The 21359-nt window shown below is 64.9% G+C and carries 20 protein-coding genes, 1 tRNA gene and 1 riboswitch; of the genes, 11 read left to right on the forward strand and 10 right to left on the reverse strand.

Annotation, left to right across the window (positions count from 1 at the left end; genetic code table 11):
• Nucleotides 1–104 precede the first annotated feature (104 nt).
• From M9917_RS17375 to M9917_RS17390, 4 genes are all read right to left on the reverse strand, one after another.
• On the reverse strand, nucleotides 105–362 hold the full coding sequence (locus tag M9917_RS17375) for a hypothetical protein (RefSeq protein ID WP_297255771.1): 258 nt from the start codon (nucleotides 360–362) through the stop codon (nucleotides 105–107).
• Between the two features lies 1 nt (nucleotide 363).
• Entirely contained in the window at nucleotides 364–501 is a 138-nt protein-coding gene (locus tag M9917_RS17380; RefSeq protein WP_297255773.1) for a hypothetical protein, read from the reverse strand.
• A gap of 124 nt (nucleotides 502–625) precedes the next feature.
• The gene (locus M9917_RS17385; protein WP_297255775.1) at nucleotides 626–979 is read right to left on the reverse strand and encodes a hypothetical protein; all 354 of its coding nucleotides are present in this window, start codon (nucleotides 977–979) and stop codon (nucleotides 626–628) included.
• 197 nt (nucleotides 980–1176) lie between these two features.
• Complete coding sequence (locus M9917_RS17390; RefSeq protein ID WP_297255777.1) at nucleotides 1177–3126, reverse strand: AI-2E family transporter; 1950 nt, start codon at nucleotides 3124–3126, stop codon at nucleotides 1177–1179.
• A 470-nt stretch (nucleotides 3127–3596) separates the two neighbouring features.
• Here M9917_RS17390 and M9917_RS17395 point away from each other — a divergent pair, with 470 nt between their 5' ends.
• Nucleotides 3597–3956, forward strand: a complete 360-nt coding sequence (locus M9917_RS17395; protein ID WP_297255779.1) for a response regulator — start codon at nucleotides 3597–3599, stop codon at nucleotides 3954–3956.
• Here M9917_RS17395 and M9917_RS17400 read toward each other — a convergent pair whose 3' ends face one another.
• Nucleotides 3957–4895: a sensor histidine kinase gene (locus M9917_RS17400; RefSeq protein ID WP_297255780.1), complete on the reverse strand. Its 939-nt coding sequence runs from the start codon at nucleotides 4893–4895 to the stop codon at nucleotides 3957–3959.
• A gap of 213 nt (nucleotides 4896–5108) precedes the next feature.
• Between M9917_RS17400 and M9917_RS17405 the strand changes: the two genes are divergently transcribed.
• Both M9917_RS17405 and M9917_RS17410 read left to right on the forward strand, forming a co-directional pair.
• Nucleotides 5109–5501 carry a CopG family transcriptional regulator gene (locus M9917_RS17405; RefSeq protein WP_297255782.1) on the forward strand — a complete coding sequence of 131 codons (393 nt, stop codon included), beginning with the start codon at nucleotides 5109–5111 and terminating at the stop codon, nucleotides 5499–5501.
• Nucleotides 5502–5518: 17 nt separating this feature from the next.
• Nucleotides 5519–6622, forward strand: a complete 1104-nt coding sequence (locus M9917_RS17410) for an extracellular catalytic domain type 1 short-chain-length polyhydroxyalkanoate depolymerase (protein WP_297255784.1) — start codon at nucleotides 5519–5521, stop codon at nucleotides 6620–6622.
• Between the two features lie 167 nt (nucleotides 6623–6789).
• Here M9917_RS17410 and M9917_RS17415 read toward each other — a convergent pair whose 3' ends face one another.
• The 3 genes from M9917_RS17415 to M9917_RS17425 form a co-directional block, all read right to left on the reverse strand.
• Nucleotides 6790–7302: a YciE/YciF ferroxidase family protein gene (locus tag M9917_RS17415; protein WP_297255785.1), complete on the reverse strand. Its 513-nt coding sequence runs from the start codon at nucleotides 7300–7302 to the stop codon at nucleotides 6790–6792.
• Nucleotides 7303–7337: 35 nt separating this feature from the next.
• A complete protein-coding gene (locus M9917_RS17420) occupies nucleotides 7338–8243 on the reverse strand; it encodes a hypothetical protein (RefSeq protein ID WP_297255787.1) in 906 nt (301 codons plus the stop codon).
• 310 nt (nucleotides 8244–8553) lie between these two features.
• Complete coding sequence (locus tag M9917_RS17425) at nucleotides 8554–9939, reverse strand: IS1182 family transposase (RefSeq protein WP_297255789.1); 1386 nt, start codon at nucleotides 9937–9939, stop codon at nucleotides 8554–8556.
• Between the two features lie 504 nt (nucleotides 9940–10443).
• Between M9917_RS17425 and M9917_RS17430 the strand changes: the two genes are divergently transcribed.
• The 6 genes from M9917_RS17430 (at nucleotide 10444) to M9917_RS17455 (ending at nucleotide 17842) form a co-directional block, all read left to right on the forward strand.
• The gene (locus M9917_RS17430; RefSeq protein WP_297255790.1) at nucleotides 10444–11361 is read left to right on the forward strand and encodes a GIY-YIG nuclease family protein; all 918 of its coding nucleotides are present in this window, start codon (nucleotides 10444–10446) and stop codon (nucleotides 11359–11361) included.
• 108 nt (nucleotides 11362–11469) lie between these two features.
• A complete protein-coding gene (locus tag M9917_RS17435; RefSeq protein WP_297255792.1) occupies nucleotides 11470–11961 on the forward strand; it encodes a hypothetical protein in 492 nt (163 codons plus the stop codon).
• Nucleotides 11958–13913, forward strand: coding sequence for an AAA family ATPase (locus M9917_RS17440; RefSeq protein WP_297255794.1), 1956 nt, complete (start codon nucleotides 11958–11960; stop codon nucleotides 13911–13913). The genes M9917_RS17435 and M9917_RS17440 overlap by 4 nt, the downstream gene beginning before the upstream one ends.
• Before the next feature lie 205 nt (nucleotides 13914–14118).
• Nucleotides 14119–15618 (forward strand): IS21 family transposase, encoded by a 1500-nt coding sequence (gene istA, locus M9917_RS17445; protein ID WP_297250232.1) that lies wholly within the window; start codon nucleotides 14119–14121, stop codon nucleotides 15616–15618.
• Entirely contained in the window at nucleotides 15615–16478 is an 864-nt protein-coding gene (gene istB / locus M9917_RS17450; RefSeq protein ID WP_465246306.1) for an IS21-like element helper ATPase IstB, read from the forward strand. Before istA ends, istB begins: the two co-directional genes overlap by 4 nt.
• A 233-nt stretch (nucleotides 16479–16711) precedes the next feature.
• Nucleotides 16712–17842 (forward strand): hypothetical protein, encoded by a 1131-nt coding sequence (locus tag M9917_RS17455; RefSeq protein ID WP_297255796.1) that lies wholly within the window; start codon nucleotides 16712–16714, stop codon nucleotides 17840–17842.
• Here the strand turns inward: M9917_RS17455 and M9917_RS17460 are convergent.
• A complete protein-coding gene (locus tag M9917_RS17460; RefSeq protein ID WP_297255797.1) occupies nucleotides 17793–19673 on the reverse strand; it encodes a DUF6538 domain-containing protein in 1881 nt (626 codons plus the stop codon). The genes M9917_RS17455 and M9917_RS17460 overlap by 50 nt on opposite strands.
• A gap of 109 nt (nucleotides 19674–19782) precedes the next feature.
• Nucleotides 19783–19873 (reverse strand) — tRNA-Ser (locus tag M9917_RS17465).
• Between the two features lie 133 nt (nucleotides 19874–20006).
• A riboswitch (TPP riboswitch) is annotated at nucleotides 20007–20109 on the forward strand.
• 67 nt (nucleotides 20110–20176) lie between these two features.
• Here M9917_RS17465 and thiO point away from each other — a divergent pair.
• Together thiO and thiS are read left to right on the forward strand one after the other, a co-directional pair.
• Nucleotides 20177–21178 (forward strand): glycine oxidase ThiO, encoded by a 1002-nt coding sequence (gene thiO / locus M9917_RS17470; RefSeq protein WP_297255799.1) that lies wholly within the window; start codon nucleotides 20177–20179, stop codon nucleotides 21176–21178.
• A complete protein-coding gene (gene thiS, locus M9917_RS17475; RefSeq protein WP_297255801.1) occupies nucleotides 21162–21359 on the forward strand; it encodes a sulfur carrier protein ThiS in 198 nt (65 codons plus the stop codon). The genes thiO and thiS overlap by 17 nt, the downstream gene beginning before the upstream one ends.

Raw genomic sequence — 21359 nt, forward strand, 5'->3', positions numbered from 1 at the left:
CAGCATTGAAACGCGCCAAGGCTGAGATCAGGCGTCAAATGCGCCGCCGCGACAGCATGGTGGATCAGCGCAGGCCGGCGCGTGAGCCTCCTCGCCGGCGTCGTTTAAGCGCTAATATCAGCCTCCAACGCACTGGCCAGTTCGCCCGGGCTCACCGTGAACACCTGGGAGCTGCCAGACGAAGACAACGACGGCGTGTGCAGCATGGTGGCGATCTGGCGGTAAGCCAGGAACGAGGTGGCTGGAATCTCCTCCTCGTCGACCACCATGCGGTAGGTGCCGGCAGGCTGCATATGATCTATCGCGCTCAGCCTGAAGGGCTTCCTGAACGTGACCGTGGTTTCGCGACTGCGAATGTTCACGTCAGCTCTTCTTCTTCGGCTTTCCCGCAAGTTCGAGCGCTGCCGGCAGACCCTTCGCCGATACGGGCACTGCCACCGCTTCCTTTTTCTTCTTGGGCTTCTTGGTCTCTCGGTTGCCGCGCGTCTGTCCCTTAGCCATGTGAAACTCCTCTTGCCGAGCAGGGAGGTGACATGAACGCCACCATTTCCGCGCTGCTCACGCGGAATGGTTCATGATCGACGGACGATGTCGCTGCGTACGGCTTTCGCCGTTGCGATCGGACTCAGGTCTTCGGCATGCCGAGCGTTTCGGCGCAGGCCTTGGCGACGGCCGAGTCCGGAGAGGTGCTGCCGATCATCGTGGCCCAGCCGCCCTTGGCAATGAAATCGCCCTGGCTCCACGAACTGATTTTCTTCAGTTCTGCGAGAGCGGCATCGACATTGGGTTGCTTCTGAAAGTTGCTCACGCAGATCGGAGACAAGACCGCGACAACAGCATTCTCGGCTCTGAGCTTCGCCACGCGTTCGCTTGACGAAGCCGTCGACCACCCACCCCAAGTGAAGCCGAGAACGGCAATAGCAACAGCACCGCCAACGGCACCCCAGATGGCAGGTTTGGTTTGAGAGGGGATTTTCATGGAAAAAACCTTCCGATTTGCGGAAGAAGAACCTCCCGTAAAATAATGTATCATAGATTTAGAAAATAATCCTGTTTATTTATCTCACGAAGGTGAGATCGAATATTATTTCCGTTCCGCGATTTACGTAATTTTTTGATACTGGAAATTCCGTTTCAGCTGCGAGGAAATGAGATCATACAGTTCCCAAGCCTTGCTTATTCGAGATGATGCGCTCGACCGCCTGCCGCCCCCGTTGTCTCCGCGAACTGAAGGCACAACCGGCAGATACCTCGAAGTGACGTTTCCACGTCGTCGGCGAGCGAGGGCCCCTTGATATCCGCCAACGGACTGGAAATTTGCGACAGTTCGCCGAGGACGAGGATCGCCGTTGGCAGACGGCGCCGAAGGCGCCGAAGCGCATACTTCACGTGAGCGGCATTGTGAGGCCCGATATAGCAAAGGCAGATCAGAGCCGGAGCACGCGCGACAAGTCGCTCCATACCGGGAGCCAGCAGTGCGGTGGGAGGCAATGCCTCCGCCGCCAATCCATGCTTCTCCAGGATCTGGCCCAGCATCAGCGCGGCTGCCTCATCGAGTTGCGATCGCGCGCCGATGCAGACCACCCCCCCTCCGTCTCGAAACGTGTCCTTCAGCTCAGCCGCCGTAAGTACGGGCAGATCGGACGCACCTTCCTGTTCGTTGGTCTGTTCAACGGTCGCCTCGGTCTCGGGGTCTGCCGTGCCAGCGTCGCGCGAGGGGCGGCGGTCATCGTGATCCGACAAGTCCTCGACGACCTCGCGAATTGTCGCGAGAATCTGATTTCGCCTGGGAGTATCGAGAACCCCGCGCGCCTCGTCTGTAGCAGCGAGCCGCAAGCCTTCGAGCGCGACCTCGTCGTAATAAGCGGATAGCGAGCGCTCTTTCAGTACCTCCTCAGCCTTGTCGGCTGCTTCCGCGGGATCGCCCGCGAGAATCCGCTGATAGAAGATCTCCGGCGCCGATAGGGCGGGTCGATCTCCCAGCATGACGTCCAGAAATTCCAGTCTTTCGACATGCCGGCCGAGCACAACGAGACCTACGGTCAAGGGTGTGGCCAAGACCAGTCCGATGGGCCCCCATAGCCAGGTCCAGAATGTCGCGGCGACCACGATGGCGATCGGCGAGAGCCCAGTGGAGCGGCCATAGGCCAACGGCTCGATCACATGCCCGGCCAGCGGTTCGGCGATCACGAACAAGGCCGCCGTCAGTGCGAGCATCATCCAGCCGGGATCGACGGATGCGGCGATCACCATCGGAAAAACGGCCGAGAGAACAGCGCCAAGATAGGGAATGAAGCGCAGGATCGCCGCCAGAATTCCCCAAAGCAAGGCGCTGGGAACGCCGATGGCGGCAAGCCCGCAACCAATCACCACACCGAAGCCGGCGTTGACGATGAGCTGCATCAGAAACAGCCGGCTGAGGCGCTTGCCGGCGTCATCAAACGCGGCCGTGGTCTTCTGCAGATCGTAGGTCCCGGTCAATCGGATGAACCGATTTCGAAGGTCCTCGCGCTTCAATAGGATGAAGACGACGAAGATCAGCACGATTCCGGTTGTGGTCAGAGGGTGGATCAGCGGAGCCAGAAAGGCCTGCAGCGTTTCGATAGCGCCGGGTTCCGGTTGATGCACCTCGACGGGGATCGGGCGTCCGTCCCGTGCAAGGCCTGGCGTTTCGCTTGGGACTGGAGATTCCGCCTTGGGACGGTCGAGTTCCTTGCCCAGGTCTTGCAGCACATCCGCGGCGCGGCTCAAAACCCCGCTACCTGCTCCCGAGCCTTTCAAGGCGGCAATCTTGGCGCGGATGGTGCTCTGATAGGTTGGCAGCTCGCTCGCCAATTGAGTTGCCTGGCCAACCATCGCCATCGTCAAGGCCGCCAAGGTCGCGAACGCAATCAAGACGACGACAAAAACCGCCAACGCCCGCGGGGCACGCAGCTTCTGCAATCCTTTGACCAGTGGCGCCAGGACAAAGCTGAACAGGATCGCGAGCGCCACCGGGACGAAAACCTCACGCCCGAAATAGAGCGCGGCGATGATGAAGACGCCGATGGCTACATTCGAGACGACGTCAGCGGGCGACCTTGTCGATGGAGCTGCGACAGTGGAGGGAACCTCAATCGCCGGCATCGATCAGTTTCCTTGAAGCTGGACGCCGGAGTGAAATCGGTCGACGGAAGGGTCGCCGTCATCGTGACGAACTCAAGGCACTGGGACGGTGCGGACAAAACTTCCCCCGACCCAACGCGCCGCAGCCCACGTGGTTTCGGGTGGGCAAATTAGAACGCTGGCAGTTTGTTGGAGTTCCCGGGCATACAGGGGGCGACGCCCTCAGCCGGGTGATCCATCGCCGCCGAGGAATGCGATCAAAGCTGGGCTACCTGCTGGACCTCCTCCGCCGGATGAAAACCGCGGTCTGCGCCACAGGCGAATCCCCCTCCTGAAACCTGATGTTTCCCGGAAGCATAGCGCCCGCCTCGTCGCGCAGGCCAAAGTTGGCCATCGTAACCAAGTGCTAAGGACAAAAAGCGCAATTCTTTACAATGAGAGGCAACAAGAGCTCGCGTCGGCAGTTGGCTGAGGGTCACTCTCGAAAGTACATGATGTCGAAGCTGGTTGTCCTGATCGTCGAAGACGAGCCGCTCCTTCGGATGGACGCCGTCGACTTCATCGAGGAGGCTGGTTTCGAGGTGGTCGAGGCTGCCCATGCCGAGGAAGCAATCGCGATCCTCAAAGCCCGCCACGACATCGCCGTCGTGTTCACCGACATCGAGATGCCAGGCTCCATGGATGGCATGAAGCTGGCGCATGTCGTGCGACTGGGGTGGCCGCCCATCCTCATCGTCGTCGCAAGCGGGCGCGTCATGCCGCGCGAGGGCGAGCTGCCTGAGAACGTTCAGTATATCAGAAAGCCATACCGGGCAGCCGAAGTCATCGCAGCCTTCCGGCCGACGGCCTGATCAGTCGGCAATGAGCGCGTCGATGGGGCCGCGAAGCGAGAAGACCACTCCGGCCGGCTGATAGTCCATGGCGGCTGCACCGCTGAAATATCCCGCCAAAGCGCGCTCGATCATGCGCGATCCGAAGCCGCGGCGGGTTGGCGGCTCGACCAGCGGGCCGCCGCTCTCACGCCACTCGAATGCGAACTGACCGTCTTCAACCGACCAGGTTATGTCGATTCGTCCACCATCCTGCCTGAGAGCGCCGTGTTTCGCGGCATTGGTCGCCAGCTCATGGAGCGCGAGCGCCATCGCCAGGGCAGTCTTGGACGAGAGTTCAACCGGCGGGCCGTCGATGCGGAAGCGCGACAGGTCGCTTTGCCCCTTCAGAGACTCTTCGACGAGATATGCTAGGCTCGCTCTGGCCCAAACGGTCTGGGTCAGGATGTCCTGTGCCGAGGCCATCGTGTTCAGCCTTGCGATGAAGGCCTCCTTGAGCGCATCCACCTCGGGACCACCACGGATCGTCTGATTGGCGATCGCCTGAATCATGGCGACGGTGTTCTTCATCCGATGCTTGAGTTCAAGCGCGAGCAGACGCTGGCGTTGCTCGGCCTCCTTGATGGCCGTGATATCTCGCGACACGGACAGGATCGCCTCGGGTTTGCCATCCGGGCCCAGGATCGGACCAACTTGGACGTCCCAGAACCGTGGATTGCCGGCGGCCGTGTCGGCTGCACCCTGGAAGCGATAGCTGCGACCAGCACGCGCCTCCTCGATCGCGAACTTGGCTTCGGCGTTGCCCTGATCAGCCCAGAAATCCGGCCAGGGGCAGCCCTTGATGGCGTTGAAATCGCTGACTTCCATGACGCGCTGGCCGCCTTCGCTCATGAAGGAGAGCTTGCCGTCGAGGTCTATGACCTTGATGCAATCGTCCGACGCCGCCAGCAGGCTGCGCATGAAACGGGCGTCCCGAAGTTCCGGCGTCGGCAAAATGTCCCCGATCTCGTTCCCGTCTAGGGAGCGTTCCCATTTATGCCACGTGCTGCCACGCGGCCAAATGCCTGTCTCTGTCTTTTGACGTTTTGGATTGGTCGCTGGGCGCGGGTGCCCTCTTGATATCCATCCGATCACATCCATATGCCATCCAATTGGATGGTACATGGATTGGCGATGAAAACTCCTGAGAGCGAGAAACTAACGCTGAACCTCGGCTTCGTGGATCTCGGCCGCATCGACCTGCTGGTCCGGGACGGCTTCTACTCCAACCGCTCGGACTTCATCCGCACGGCGATCCGCAACCAGCTTTCGACCCATTCCGACATCGCCGCGAAGGCCACAACGCGCCTGGCACTCGAATTGGGCCTTCGGACCTTCACACGCGGGGACCTGGAAGCCGTGGTCGCAGCCGGCGAGCAGCTTGAGATCCGGGTTCTCGGCCTCGCCGTGATCGATAGCGATGTCCCCCCGGAGCTGGCACGGCAGGCCATCGCCTCCCTCACCATCCTCGGGGCCCTGCACGCATCCCCCGAGATCAAGGCCGCCCTGGCCGATCGATTGACATGACCCAAAGGACCTTCGCCATGAACCCGCGTTTTCACGCCGCCATCGGCGAAGCCATGAACCGCCTGCGAACATCCGACGTAACGGGCGCAACGGCGGCGATACAGCACGCTCTCGCCGGACGCGGGTCTATGCCCTCAGCTGCCGCGGATAGCGGCACACAAAGCGGTGACAGCCCCGAAGCACCGCCGGCGCGCGCTCTGCGGGCGATCCTGCAAAAGCTACGACAGGAGCAGGCGAGCTTCATCCACGCGCCGAGCCATGGCGACACGGTTACGGAAGATGAGCGGGACCGTGAAAACTTCCGTGCGCGCAGATTCCAATCGGCGGTCGGCTCGCTGGCCTACAAGCTCTACGTGCCGTCCGATCACGCTGATCGCAACCTTGCGCTGGTGGTGATGCTTCACGGCTGCACACAAAACCCGAATGACTTCGCGCATGGGACCCGGATGAATGTCTTAGCCGATGAGTTCGGCCTGATCGTCGCCTATCCCCTGCAGCCAAAATCGGCCAACGCGCAGGGTTGCTGGAACTGGTTCGATCCTCGTCATCAGCGGCGTGGCGCCGGTGAGCCGGCCCTTCTGGCAGGACTTGCCCAGGAACTGGCTTCGGAATTCAAGATCGACCGAAAGCGGGTTTTCGTGGCCGGCCTGTCGGCGGGCGGAGCCATGGCCGACGTCCTGGCGTCGACCTATCCCGAGGTCTTTTCCGCAGCTGGCATTCATTCCGGCCTGCCTCACGGCGCGGCTTGCGACGTCATGTCCGCATTCGCTGCAATGAAGGGAAATGCGAAAGCAACGGCACAAGGCCGTTCGCCCATCAGGAAGATCATTTTCCACGGAACCGCCGATGCCACGGTTCATCCATCGAACGGCAAGGCTGTTTTCGATCTAGCGGGTTCCGCGCAGGGGAAGCCAGCAGAGTTTCAGACCGATGCGGTGATCAATGGCAAACGCGTAACCCGGTCGCTGATCGGGCATGGCGATGCTCCTGCACTCGCCGAGCACTGGCTGATCCATGGGGGCACCCATGCCTGGTCGGGAGGTGATCGCAGCGGAAGCTATACCGATGCCACGGGCCCTGATGCTTCTCGCGAGATGATCCGCTTTTTCCTCGAGGCCTGAGGAGGTTTCGCGCGAGCGCGGAACGCACTCGCTTAGAGACCGGCAGTTCCGGGCCGCCCTGTCATGGCGGCCCGGGTCCGAACAGCCATGAATGTTGCAACTCAAGGACATGAGCGCAGTGAAGCCCTCTCTCCCGTGAGGAGAGAGGGCCCCAGGCAGCGATCGGATCACGCCGCCTTGGCTTGCGCGACAGCCGCCGAGTTTGCTGGCCCGCCGAGCTGCGTGAGAAGCTTGTCGGTCTTGGTCTCCTCGGCAAGCGTAGCATCGAGCAGCGCCGCCGCGTCGTTGTGGCCGAGCTGCTTTGCCCATGACTTCAACGTCCCATAGCGGGTCATCTCGTAATGCTCGACCGCCTGGGCGGCCGCCACGAGACCGGCATCGAGGGCGGGACTGTCGGCGTAGTCTTCCATGACAGCCTTGCCTTCCTCAAGGATGCCGAGGATGGCGTCGCAGGTCTTGCCGCGAGGCGCCTTGCCGATCACCTCGAAGACCTCGCCGAGGCGCTCGACATGCCCCTCCGTTTCCTCGCGATGCGTCTCGAAGGCCTTCTTGAGCTCGGGCGACTTGGCCGCCTTCGCCATCTTGGGCAACGCCTTCAGGATCTGCCTCTCGGCGTAGTAGACGTCCTTGAGCATGTCATGGAACATGTCGTCGAGAGCCTTTGGTGCATTCGTAGCCATTGGAATTCTCCGGTTGTCGGGGTTGCAGGCGTGGATCAGGCGTGGACCTTGTCCCGGGCGCGGCCGCCGAGCGTCGCGCCATAGCTGGCGGCCAGCGCGCCGATGAGCATCGCGATGAAGGTCGCCAGGGCGAATGAGGCGGCAGCCTTGCGGGCTATGTCAGCCGTCTCGCGAGCGGTCTGCTCGGTCTTGGCGGCGGTTTCCTTGGTCTTCGCGATTGCGTCTGTGATGCGCTTTTCGGCGTCAGGCTGGCTGATGCCGGTCTGGGCGGCGATGACGCTGGCGACGTAGGACTTGTCGGCAGGAGACATGTCGCCGTTGCGAATGCTCATTGCGATGATACGGCCGACTTCGGCACGAGCCGGAGCCGCGTCTGCCGACGAGGGAGCCGGTCGCTCGGCGCGAAACAGCATGTCGGTGACATATGCTGACGGGTCGAGACTCGACAGGTCAAGGCGACCGGCAGCCTGGTTCGCTGCGCCGGTGACGGCAGAGCCAACACTGGACGCCGCGCTGGCACCAAGGCGAGCGCTGCCGCCGATGACTGCCGATGCGGCTGAGGCCAGCAGGATCGAGCTGATGATCGCGCCGACGGCCCAGGTCATGAAGCCGTGAGCGGTGTCGCGGAAGGCAACCTCCTCGGAATGAAGACCCACACGCTTGGTGCGGAGACGACCGGCGATATAGCCGCCGGCGCCCGCAGAGACAAAATGCACAACAGCAAGCCAGATCATGGCAGCGATGCCGAAGGTGGCGGTAGTGACCCCCGCATTCGTCCAAGGCGAGACCGAGACGAAGCCGAACCCGGAACCCGCTGCGAGGAGCATCAGGGAGATCGACGCGCTGACAACGGCACCTCCGAGGACGGCGCCCCAGGAGACTGCGGAACACGCGCGATCGGTCGTGGCGTCGGGGACGCCTCGTAGGGTGGTATCGGTCATGAACGATGAACTTTAAGGGCGCGGACAAGGTGCCGGCGCGTTGCGGACGGTGCGGTCCGCTCGATGTCAACGAAACAAGGGAAGAGGCGATATGTTCCGCCGATCCAAAGCGTTTCAATCTTGTCCGGCGATTACCCATGCGCCTTGAGGGAAGGTACTGCGCCGCTAGTTACTCTGGCTCGCCTCCAGTCAAATTGGGTAGCGGAAAGCAGACATACTGAATGTCTGCAAAGGGCCGATATCGTTGAAAAAGTCGGCCATCTGAGCGCCGCCGCGTCTCGGCGGATTTGGCCGATCGAGGCTCGGCCTCTCATACTGGCCTGATCTGAGGCCCGTTCGGCAGGAGCTTCGCGAGCTTCCTGAGGTTCTGGGCTGCTGCGGCGAGGTGGAACTCGTCTCTGGCGCCGTTGGGTCCGCGTAGGCGCAGCCGGTCGAGCCTCAGGATGCGCTTGAGATGGGCAAAGAGCATCTCGACCTTCTTCCGCTCGCGGCGTGAGACGATATAGGCGTCGGTCTGCGCAATGTGCCTGGCCATGTCGCGGGCGCCCTCGTGGATCGAGCGCAGGATCTTGCGAGCCGGCGTGTTGGGGCAGCAGTGCGGCTTCAGCGTGCAGGCATCACAGGCAAATTTGCTGGCGTGGTAGCGCATCATGCCGTTCTCATCGACGAGCGGGCGCTCTGTTCGATAGACCTTCTGGCGCTGCCTCAGTTCCTTCCCGCCCGGGCAGGTGTAGAGATCGCGGTCGTGGTCGTAGGCAAAGTCGGAGCGGCTGAAGGTGCCGTCGCTGCGCTGGGATTTGTCGAAGACCGGGATATGCGGCTCGATCCCGCGCTCGTGCACCAGCCAGGCGAGGTTCTCGGCCGAGCCATAGGCGCTGTCGGCGGCGAGTTTGGCCGGCCAGAGGCCGAAGCGCTCCTGCGTCCGGTCGAGCATGGTGCGGGCCGATCCGACCTCGGCCTGCCGGATCGCTCGGCTGGCCTCGACATCGACGATGACGGCGTGATCGAGGTCGATCAGGTAGTTGATGGCATAGGCGAAGAAGGCGTGACCCTTCAGGGCTCCAGTCCATTGCGCTGCCGGATCGGAGCGCGACACGAACTTCGGCTTGGCCTCGCTCGCCGCGCCCCAGACGGCCTCGTCGAGCGTATCGAGATACTCGCGAACCGAGCGACGCGTCCGGGCGAGATCGTTCCAATCGACCGGCTCGGAGGCTTCGGCCGAGCGTTGCTTGTTGGCATCGGCCTTGATCAGGCTGGCGTCGACCGCGAAGCCCTCGCCGCCGACGAGACCCTCCGCGATGCAGCGCCGGACGGTCGTCTCGAACAGCTCGCGCAGCAGATCGCTCTCGCGGAAACGGCCATGCCGGTTCTTCGAAAAGGTCGAGTGATCGGGAACAGCGCCCTCCAGCCCGAGCCGACAAAACCAGCGATAGGCCAGGTTCAGATGGACCTCGTCACAGAGCCGCCGTTCGGAACGGATGCCGAAGCAGTAACCGATGAGCAGCATCCGGATCATGAGCTCCGGATCGATCGAGGGCCGACCCATCTCGCTGTAGAACGGACGCAGATGCGCGCGGATCTCCGAGAGATCGACGAACCGATCGATAGAGCGGACCCAATGATCAGCCGGCACGTGGCGCTCCAAGCTGAACTCGTAGAACAGCGCCTCCTGCGCCACCTGCCGTTCGCCCATCATCGCGCCACCCTCCGCCGAGGAAGACTGAATCAGGACTTCACGTCCCCAGCAATGCCGACTTTTTCAACGGCATCGGCCAGACTTGTCAGTTGACGGTCTCGCGGGCCTGCGGGCGAGAAACTACCCGTTATCCATACGATCGAGGAAAAGTTGCGCCCGCTGTTGGATCCGGCAGGGTGTGATCGCCAGCCGCGCTCCAGCGGTCGGCTCATAGCGCCGCGTGCAATCAGGCGGCCACCACCTCCGCGCCAACGGAGATGGCGGCCTGACCACGAGGCGATCATCGTGGAAGGATGATACCCCAATGGCTAAGCGCCATCATATCGACCCGTGCCGCTGCACGGAAGCCACCGCGTCCCGTCTCGGGGCTCCCTTCAACCGCAGCATGAGCATCCGCGGCCTCGTCTGAGGCGTTCGGATCCATGCTGTCGACGCTCGTCGTTGTTCACCGCTGCGGTCTGCACCGCCGGCGAGCGAGAGGGCGCGGCTGGAAGGGATTTCACTATGACCATCGTCGACACGACGGCGCCGCTGGCGCCGACGACCACGCACGTTCGCACCGTGTCCGGCCTGCCGGCTTCGGTGCGCCTCGTCACCACGCCCACCTGCACGCTGACCATCGGTGCGGCGCCGTGGCGCCATGCCAGGCGCCTCGCCACGTTGCCGATCTTCGCGGGCCCTTGCGTCTATATCCTCGCGGGGAAGGAGGTGCGGATCGGCAAGAGCACCGGTCTCGCCGCTCGGCTGAGGGATCATCGCCGCACGATGCCGATGTCGCAGATCGACGAGGTCTTCGTCATCTCCAGCCCGGGCTTCGGCTCGGACGCGATCACGACGCTAGAGGCGATCCTGACCCAGGCGGCGCGCAAGGCCGGCGTCATGCCCGTCGTCGGTGCGCCGTTGCGGTCGCCGCCACTCGACCGTGCCCGCGACTACGACGTGCTGCGCTGGTTGGACGAGATGCCGCCCCTGCTGCTCGCCGCCGGATGCACGCTGTTCGATCCCGACTTCGCCGCTCAGGTCGAGCGCGCTGTGGTTGCCGATGTGACGCGTGAAGAGCGCTCCGCCGCGATCGGCAGCGGCGCGGTGCGCGAAGGCTGGCGGCAGGACTTCCCGGCCGACCTCCTCGAACGTCCCTCGACGATGCATTTCGTGCTGGAGCGCGGCGCATTGCGGGCGCGGGCCTCGGTCAACGGCCCCTGGACCGTGCTGCGGGCCGGCTCGCTCCTGACGGCCTCGACGGAGACGTCCGATCAGACGTGCATCGCGAGCAAGCGTGCCCGCATGCGTGAGTTGGGCCTGCTCAGGTCGGATGGCGGGTTCTATCGCCTGAACCGCGATATCGCGGTGCCGTCGCTGACCAATGGCGCGCGGCTGGCATCCGGCACGAACATCCCGGCCTCGGCCTGGCGAGCCCTCTGAGCAACGCGCGCAGCCGGCTGCGCTGACGCTCCGGCCGCGTCCTTCTTCCCCTTTCCTTTTCGCGACACCGGCGCCTGCGAGCCCGGTGATCGCCGGAGCTTTTGTCCCATGGCCAACGCCATTCTCGCATTCCCGCGTCGATCGACGCGTTTCGAACCCGACAACACCACGTCGCATCGGCGGACGGTCGCGAACCATACCGCGATCCCGACGCATCAGCTCTGGCGGCGCCTGCCGGCGGACGCTTTTGGCGAGACCGAGCGCTCCGCGTTGCAGGTCTTGCTCGCCGCGGCCCGGCCGTTCGGCGTCGAGCACTGGCGCGAAGCGCTCGCCGGCGACGATGCCGCTGCCGTGGCGATGGCGCTGAAGCTCGCCGGCATCGACGTGCTCGACACCTATCGGCACGACCTCGTGCTGAGCATGCTCCTCTGGCACGCGTTGCAGGGTTCGGCTGCAGCCAAGACCACTTTGGCCTTCACCCTCGATCGCCGGCGTTATCTCGGCGAGGACGTCGAGACGCTGACCCGTTCCTGGCGTGGCCCGTCGCGTGCGGAGATCCGCCGTGCCGGCCTTCAGGCCTTGATGGAGGCGCTGTCATGAGCGCGGCCGATCAGAACGACGACGCCTTCGGCTTCCTGCAGGGGCCGGAGCCCGAAACGGAGGCCACCAGCGAGGACCGGAACGGCAGCGGCGCGATGGCCCCCGTGGACCTGCTGCTCGACCTGTCCTGGCAGGCAATCGACGACTTCCCGAAGACCGGCACCTTGTCGGCCGGCGCGACGCTGGTCACGATCATCCAGGTGCCGAGCAGCACCTGGATCGATCCGGTACATCATTTCGTGCACGAGAACGACCCGGCGGCCATGATCGTCGATGGCAAGAGCAAGAAGAAGGACTGGTCGGCTCAGGAGAACCTCATCGTCGACGCGCTCGATCGGGGGAAGACGATCTTCGGTATCGCCTCCGATCCGGACAATCAGCTTCCGCCGCTCCTGCGCGCCGCCGCCGACGTGGTCATCACCGTGCCGGCGCCGACGCCGGAACTGATGCGGAAGGCGATCCGGCTCCACACCGGCCGGTCCCGCGTGCCCGCGCTCGACGCCATGGATATCGGCGGGCTCGATCTGCTCGATCTCGCTGCCGCTCTGCGTCCGCAGACGACGCCACGGGCCTGTGTCAAGCGCCTCATGGCGGCGAGTGCGGCACGTAGCGTCAGCACGAGCAACGACGCTACCCCGCTGCTTCGGGATCTGTCCGGTTATGGCGCGGCGCGCGATTGGTGTCTGGCGACGCTGGCCGATATCGAGGCCGTCCGTGCCGGCACCCTGTCCGCCGGCGAGCTCGAATCGGCCGTGTTCCACGGCCCGCCGGGCACCGGCAAGACGACGCTGGCGCGCAGCCTGGCGAAGACCGCCCGCATCCCGCTGATCGAGACCAGCGTCGCGGCCTGGTTCCAGCACAGGGAAGGCGCTCTCGGCGACTTCCTGCAGCAGGTCGCCGACGTGTTTGCGCGGGCCCGGAGCGCCGCTCCCTGCGTTCTGTTTCTCGACGAGCTTGACAGTCTGCCGGACCGGGCTCAGCTCGATTCGCGCGGCAAGAGCTGGTGGTCCTCGGCCGTTGGCGGGGTGTTGCTGGAATGCTCCCGGATCAGGGAGGCGAAGAACGGCGTCGTTCTTCTCGGCGCGACCAATCACCTCGCCAACATCGACGCTGCCCTGCTGCGGCCGGGCCGTTTCGACCGGCGGTTCCGGATCGATCCGCCCGATGCGGCCGGCCTCGCCGGCATCATGCGCTCTCATCTCGGCGAGGATTGCGCAGAGGCCGACGTCACGGCTCTCGTCCGTCTCATGCCGGGACGGACGGGCGCGGACGTCGCGGGCATGGTTCGGGAAGCCAAGCGGTTCGCGCGAACCGCCAAGAGGGATCTGACCGAGGCCGATCTGCGCGCGGCGATCATGCCGGCGGATCCTCGGCCGAGGTCGGAGCTGCGCCATGTCGCGATCCACGAGGCAGGACATGCCGTCGTGGCGCATATGCTCGGCTATAAGGTCGAGTCGGTGACGATCCGGGGCGAGGGCGATGCGGGCGGCTGGACGGACATTCGTCTGCCCGGCGTCTCGGACCGCGCCCTGATTGAGGCGCGGGTCAAGATCCTGCTCGCCGGCAGGGCCTCGAACGGGCTGTTCGGCTCACCCGCCGATACCGGCGCGACCGCCGATCTGGCCGAAGCGACGCGGCTGCTCGCGGCGGCACGGTTGAGTTTCGGCCTCGCGGACAGCTTGGTGTTCCGCGCCGGCCCCGATCAGGCTCTGGACATGGTGTCCCGAGATCGCGGCCTCGCCGATGCGATCGGACACGAGCTCAATAGGCTGATGATCTCGACCAAGCGGCTCGTCGCCGAGAACCGGGCCATCGTCGAGCGGGTCGCCGATGCGCTGCTGGATCGCGCCGTGCTCGACGAGGCCGAACTCGCGAACCTGATCGCGTCGCCGCCGATGCCGGTACGCCGGCGCGAGCCGCGGCTCGATCGGAGGCCGTTCGTGCAGCTCTGACGGGTTATGAAGAGGGAGGGCACTAGCGGCACCGCTAGTGCCCTTTGCCGCACATAGCACGCGACACTAGTGACGGCACTAGTGTCGCTGGCGTCGTGTGCAGGGCGGTGAGAAAACCATCCAGTGAAGCGCCTGCGTTTGTGCGGGCGCGGGCGGCGTAAAAGTCGTCCACTGGATAGGCTGATCCCTTTCGGGGTCGGCGGGGATGTTCGCTGTGGAGGTCTACGCGGCGGTTCGCGATTTCGTTTTCAATCAGAAGCAGAGCCGACGGGAAGCGGCTCGCGTGTTCGGGCTGAGCCGCGAAACGATCGCCAAGATGTGCCGGTTCTCGATCCCTCCGGGCTACACGCGCACGAAGCCGGTCGAGAAGCCGAAGCTCGGTCCGCTGCTGCCGGTGATTGAGGCGATCCTGGACGGAGACCGGGCGTCTCCGGTGAAGCAGCGCCATACGGCGAAGCGGATCTTCGAGCGGCTGCGGGACGAGCACGGCTTTGCCGGCGGCTACACGGTGGTGAAGGACCATGTGCGGCTCTGCCGGGCGCGGGGCCGCGAGACCTTCGTTCCGCTGGCCCATCCGCCCGGTCACGCCCAGGTGGATTTTGGCGAGGCGCTGGCGGTGATCGGCGGCGTGCGGCAGAAGATCCACTTCTTCTGCCTGGACCTGCCACAGTCGGATGCCTGCTTCGTGAAGGCGTATCCGCGCGAGACGACGGAAGCGTTCCTGGACGGTCACGTCTCGGCTTTTGGCTTCTTCGGCGGTGTGCCGCTGTCGATCCTCTATGACAACACCCGCATTGCGGTGGCGAAGATCTGCGGCGATGGCCGGCGCGAGCGGACGCGGGCCTTCACGGAGCTGGTGAGCCACTATCTGTTCCGGGATCGGTTCGGGCGCCCGGGCAAGGGCAATGACAAGGGCAAGGTCGAGGGGCTGGTGAAGTATGCCCGCTCGAACTTCATGACGCCGATCCCTTTGGCGGCGAGCTTCGCCGAACTGAACGCGATGTTGGCCGAGCGCTGCCGCCGGCGACAGGACGAGCGGGCCGGCCGGCATGCCCAGACGATCGGAGAGCGGCTTGTTGCCGATCTCGGGGTCTTGCGCCCTTTGCCGGCAGTGCCGCTGGAGCCGTGCGAGAAGCGTGGTGCGCGGGTCTCGTCGACGGCGCTGGTCCGATATCGGTCGAACGACTACTCGGTCCCGACGGCCTATGGCTTCCAGGACGTGGTGGTGAAGGGCTTCGTCGAGGAGGTCGTGATCCTGTGCCGGGGCGAGGAGATTGCCCGCCATCCCCGCAATTACGGGACGGGCGTGTTCGTCTCCGATCCGCTGCACTATCTGGCGCTAATCGAGGAGAAGCCGAACGCCCTCGACCAGGCCGCGGCCTTGCAGGGCTGGGACCTGCCCGAGGCCTTCCAGCACCTGCGCCATCTCCTGGAAGCGCGCATGGGCAATCGCGGCAAGCGCGAGTTCATCCAGGTGCTGCGGCTGCTGGAGGCCTTGCCGCGCGAGGTCGTGAGCTTCGCCGTCGGCGAGGCGATCCGGCTGGGCGCGATCGGCTTCGATGCGGTGAAGCTGATCGCGCTGGCGCGGCTGGAACGGCGCCCGGCCCGTCTGGATCTGGCGGCCTATCCGTATCTGCCGAGGACTACGGTGAAGACGACCTCGGCGGCCGATTACGCCGTGCTCCTGCCGGGAGCCGCGGCATGACGGGCTCGGGGAAAGAGACGATGCCGGCGGGCACGACCGCTGGAACGCCGCAGGTCCTGCTGGCGCACCACCTCAAGCAACTGAAGCTGCCAACCGTCCTGCGCGAGTACGACAAGGTGGCACGGGAATGCTCCCGCGACGGCGTCGATCATCCCCGCTACCTGCTACGGTTGGTCGAGCTCGAACTGATCGACCGGGAGCGGCGCACGGTCGAGCGGCGGATCCGGGCGGCGCGCTTCCCAGCGGTGAAGAGCTTCGACACCTTCGACTTCACGGCGATCCCGAGCCTGAACAAGATGCTCGTGCTGGAGCTGGCGCGCTGCGGCTACATCCTGCGCCGGGAGAACATCATCGCGCTCGGCAACAGCGGCACCGGCAAGACCCATGTCGCCCTCGCGCTCGGGCTGGCCGCTTGCCAGAAGGGCTTCTCCGTCGCCTTCACGACGGCGGCTTCGCTGGTCAACCAGCTCCTCGAAGCCCGCGACGAGAAGCGCCTGCTCAGGCTCCAGCGCGAGTTGCAGGCGGTCAAGCTGCTGATCGTCGACGAGCTCGGCTATGTGCCGCTGTCGCCGACCGGCGCCGAGCTCCTGTTCGAGATCTTCTCGCAACGCTACGAGCGCGGCTCAACCATCGTCACCTCGAACCTGCCCTTCGAGGACTGGACGTCCGTCCTGGGATCGGAGCGCCTCACCGGCGCGCTGCTCGATCGCCTGACCCACCACGTCAGCATCCTCGCCATGAACGGCGACAGCTACCGCCTCAAACAATCGGCCGGCCGCCGGCGCGCCTCCGCCGCGGCGGGGCAAAAACAGACCACCGCCAACGAAGCCGATCCAGAAACCGGCGAGATCATCCCCTGATCAATCCCGACAGCGCGATATGGCAGGGGCCCCGATCGGGGCCCCTGCCATATCCGCCACCCTCAACGCCAGTGGCCTGCTTTTACTCCGCCACGCTGGCCTGGAATCCGACCGCCGTTGACAGCGTCGGGCAATTCTCCGCAAATTTCCTCAAATGCATCTCAAAACCCGACGGATCCGGCAATTTCGCCATGTCATCCTCGCCTTCTATATTTCCACTGGAGATCGAGTGCGTGGATGACGAGGCAGCCATCGCCGACCCCAGGCTCACGGCCACGGACGCTGTGCTCAAGGAGCTCGGGTTCAAGAAGACGATCGCTTATGTCGAGACGGAGGAAGCACGGACATCGAGTCGGGCGCTGAAGGAATCCGCTCGCAAGACGGAGCTGGCGCAAAAGGGGATCAGGCAACTCAACCTGATGACGTCGCGAGACGACGACTGGCGAAACGCGCTCGGAGCGATCGCCAAGCTGTCTTCCGACCCGCACATGGTGGAAGCGGTGATGACGCTCGCCGGCGATCCCGACTCGGCTCGACGACTTCGGCGCGACACGCAGGCGAAGGCCGAGGGCGAGACTAACCGGGCTCGTGCGTCCTCATCACTTCACCCGCTCCAGAACCTGAGCGAGGACGAAGCTCTGCGGCTGCGGGCTCTTCTCGATCGACCTGAAGCCGCGTCGTTGCTGTCGGTGGCCGAGACGCTATCGGCCGATCGGCTGAAGCTCATGGCCGAAGCCATGCGCAGCGAGGCACTGCCGATCCTATTGCGCGAAACGAACTCACACGACCTCGGCGAGCTGATCTCGCGATTCGCCGAGCTGCTGCAGGCCGAGAACCAGGGCGAGGCTCGGTCGAACGGGCGGCTCGTGCTGGCGTTCCTGACCTATCCGAACTGGCGCGCGGTGTTCGCTCATCTCGGACGGGACGCGGACGCCCGCGCCAATCTGGCGCTCCTGCTCCATGACGAGACGGTCGCGACCTTGCTGGCGGGGTATCGGACCGATGAGGTGACGGCGTCCGCGCTGCGACACCTCGTCTCGCCCGAAACGCGCCACGCCGTCGTCGCGCTCGTCGATTTGCTGCTGTCCGATCGTACCATCGCGGCTCGGCTGCGGCGGGGAGAACCGGTGAGCGAGCTGCTCGAGAATCTGAAGCGCCCAGCCGAGCCGCGAGGTTCGGTCGAACAGGCGACGGTCTTGTCCGGCGCCGCGTCGGGGCGTCTGCTTCATCGTATCGGCGCCGCCATGAGAGCCGCGAGCCTGGCATGGTCGGCGCCGGCGGGCAGCAGGATCGGCATCATGCCGTCGTCGAGCCTCAATCCGCCATCTCGCCGGCAGCAGCCTCCGGGGCGCGTTTCGCGCTGATCCGATCGCGACGAAGATACGGGCTCATGTCGACGTCCGGGTATCGGATGGCGGCCACCGCATCGCTTTCGTGCTGCAGAAGCAGAGGATTGCCGTACACGCCGTCCATGCCTTCGAGCTGATGGCCCATGGCCTTCTTGCGCGCTTCCTCCGTAACGCCCGATGCGGTGCAGGCGTCGCGAAAATTGTGCCTGAGACTATATGCCGTGTAACGCGGATTGGTGATCCCGAGCCCCTTGCGGATACGCCGGTTCAACCGCTTCGAGATCGCGTCGCTGTAACGGCCCGACGGGTCCGCCTTGAGTTCGGGAAATAGCTGGACGTCTTTCCCGCTGCGCTTGCGTCGCGATGCGACGAAATCGAGGAATCCCATCTCGATCAGCGTCGGATGGACCGGGATCAGACGACGCCCGGCCGCCGATTTGACCCGCCGTCCCTTGGTTTTCGACTTGTCGGGTTTGGCGGCGATGTCCGCTTCGTCCTCTTCGTCGACCAGACTCAGGACGTTTAGATGCGGCCTGCCGTTATGATCGAGCCGGAGATCGTCCGTCCGCAGTTGCGCGAGCTCGTTGAGGCGCATGCCCGTGAACAGGATGACCGGCGGAAACCAATAGACCGGACCTGCGGCGGTTTCCTTGGCGGTCAGCGCGAACAGGGCGCTGATCTGAGACGGTTTGAAAGGCAGCCGCTTGCTCTTGGCGTCGGGGTCCGTCTCCTGCTCCGACTGCAGACCGAGCAGCAGATTCTTCTCGATCTTCCCGTCGTCGACGAGCCATTGCAGGAGTCGGCGGACCGGCCCGAGGTACTTCAGATTGATCGTTTTCGCCGAGATCACTTCGAGCGGCTGTTTCCGCGCTGCGTTCAAGGCGATTGCTTCGCGCATATCCCGCGTCTTCAGGGTTAGCTCGAAGCGGTTCGGCAACCGGTCCAGCACGTTGCGGTAATCCCGGATATCGTCGCGAGAGATGTCCCGCACGGGCTTGTCGCCGACGAAGCGCAGGAAATTCGCCAAGCGGGCTCGCACGTCGCCGGCATGCTTCGGATCGCCTGCCTTGACGATCTGATCGGTATCGTACCGAACGATGGCCTTCGATAGCGGCTCGTCCGACCAGCGCGAGGTTCTGGCGTCTGCGTAGGCCGCCTTTACCACGTCCGACACGACTGCTTTCAGCTCGCCCGCATCGCCGGCCGGGCCGTGATTGCCGACGATCGCCTTCAGCTCGGCGAGCTCCTTCTTCAATTCGCTCAGTAGCTGGCGCGCCGAATCTGGGCGCTCCGGTACAGGAAAAAATTCCGAAGCCCGGTCCATGGCCGAGTCGATGTCTCGTGCAGAATGCTTGCCGAATGGGCGTCGGGTCACCCGATCAACGGTCTTCAGCAGAGCTCGAGCAGCCTCGTTGCGTCGACCGGTTGCCGTCTCCGCTTCGAGAATGCCGAAAGCCTCGGCCTTGCCGATCCAGTGCGTGTCGGCCAGGGCCTCATCCCGGTCGTCGCCGTCCGCGTCGCGGACGTGGTTTTCGATTACGCCGCGCGCGTCACGCAGAAGGGCAAGCTGCTGCCCCACGAGGGGAGGCTGCCCGGAAACGGATCCGATAGCATCGTCGAGCATGGCGAGGGCAATTTCGCGCGCCGGCCGCATCGGCCACTGCGAGCGAAGGACGGCGTAGACCTCGTCGATCCTGATCAGCACCTGCAGCGCTCTCCGTCGCGCCAGGGCGGCGTTGCGGGTGCGCAGGGAGCGGCGCACGTCCGGCCTGCCGAGGACGCAGGTCAAGTCTGAGGGAACAGCCTTACGAAACCACCAATGCGCGCCGCGCCGATGCAGATACATCGCGACCCCGATTCCAGTCGGGACCCTCCATCCCGAACGTGACAGGACGGCGTAACGGACGACGCGGAATCGATTCGATCGATTCCTAACGTTTTCAAGGGCTTAGGAGTGGCGGAGACGGAGGGATTCGAACCCTCGATACCCTTGTGGGGTATGCTCATTTAGCAAACGAGTGCCTTCAGCCTCTCGGCCACGTCTCCGGCGAGAGGCTCTATGCCCGATTGCGGTGCCGTTTGACAAGCCTCGTCGGCAGCTTCCCTCGCCTCGCTCATGCGCGAGATGCAAGGCCGCACCGGCCTGCCTTGTCCTCACGGCGCGAAGCCACTAGATTGGGGCCGTCCGTTGGGGTGCCGAAAGGCTGAGAGGCGCGCGTTCGCGCCAACCCATCGTACCTGATCCGGGTAATGCCGGCGAAGGGAACGGTCTTCGGCTCGCAGACATCTGGCGCCTGAGGCTGCTGCCTTCCCGGGAGCAGGGGAAGCATGACGGCGCAAAGCTCTCGCTTGGAACCGACGATCGCTGTGATCGGCGCCGGCGTCGTCGGCCTCGCCTGCGCCGCCGAGCTTGTGGCGCGCGGGGCGCGGGTCGTCATCCATGAGCGCGGTTCGCGCATCGGCGCGGAAGCCTGCTCCTGGTTCGCCGGCGGCATGCTCGCGCCCTGGTGCGAGGGCGAGAGCGCCGAGGAGCCGGTGGTCCGGCTCGGGCGGGAGGCGGCCGACTGGTGGCAGCGCCATGCCGGCGGCGTCGTCCGCAACGGCACGCTCGTCGTCGCACCGAGCCGGGACCGTGCTGAGCTCTCCCGTTTCGGCCAGCGCACCGATCATTTCAGCGAGATCGACGGTGAGGCCATCGCCGCTCTGGAGCCCGATCTCGCCGGGCGTTTCGCGCGCGGGCTGTTCTTCGCCGGCGAGGCGCATCTGGATCCGCGGCGGACGATCACGGCGCTGGCGGAGCGTCTCGTGGCGCAGGGCGCGGCCCTGCATCTCGGCAGCGCCGCCGAGCCCGCCGATCTCGATGCCGCCATCGTCCTCGATTGCCGGGGGCTTGCGGCGCGCGAGGCCCTGCCGGAGCTGCGCGGCGTCAAGGGCGAGATGCTGCTGCTGCGGAGCGACGAGATCGCGCTCGCGCGGCCGGTGCGGCTTTTGCATCCGCGCATCCCGCTCTATGTCGTGCCGCGCGCGGACGGGCTCTTCATGGTCGGCGCGACGATGATCGAGAGCGGCGAGCGCCGGCGCATCTCGGCGCGCGCCATGCTGGAACTGCTTGGCGCGGCCTATGCGCTGCATCCGGCCTTCGCCGAGGCGGAGGTGGTCGAGATCGGCACCGATGCCCGCCCGGCCTTTCCCGACAATCTGCCGCGGCTCACCCGCCGCGGGCGGGTGATCCATGTCAACGGGCTCTATCGCCACGGTTTCCTGCTCAGCCCCGCCATGGCGCGGATGGCGGCGGATGCCGTGCTCGACCCGCAAGCGAAACCGGAGATGCTGCATGACCTTGCTGCTTAACGGCGTACCCCGCGAGATCGCCGCGAAGACGCTGGCCGAGGCGCTGGCCGAGCTCGGCTTCGGCGGGCGCATCGTCGCGACCGCGATGAACGGCGAATTCGTGCCGGCCCGCAGGCGCGCTGAAACCTGTCTGAGCGAGGGCGACCGCATCGAGATCGTCGCGCCGATGCAGGGAGGCTGA

The organism is Bosea sp. (in: a-proteobacteria) (genome assembly GCF_023953965.1).
Classification (GTDB): Bacteria; Pseudomonadota; Alphaproteobacteria; order Rhizobiales; family Beijerinckiaceae; genus Allobosea.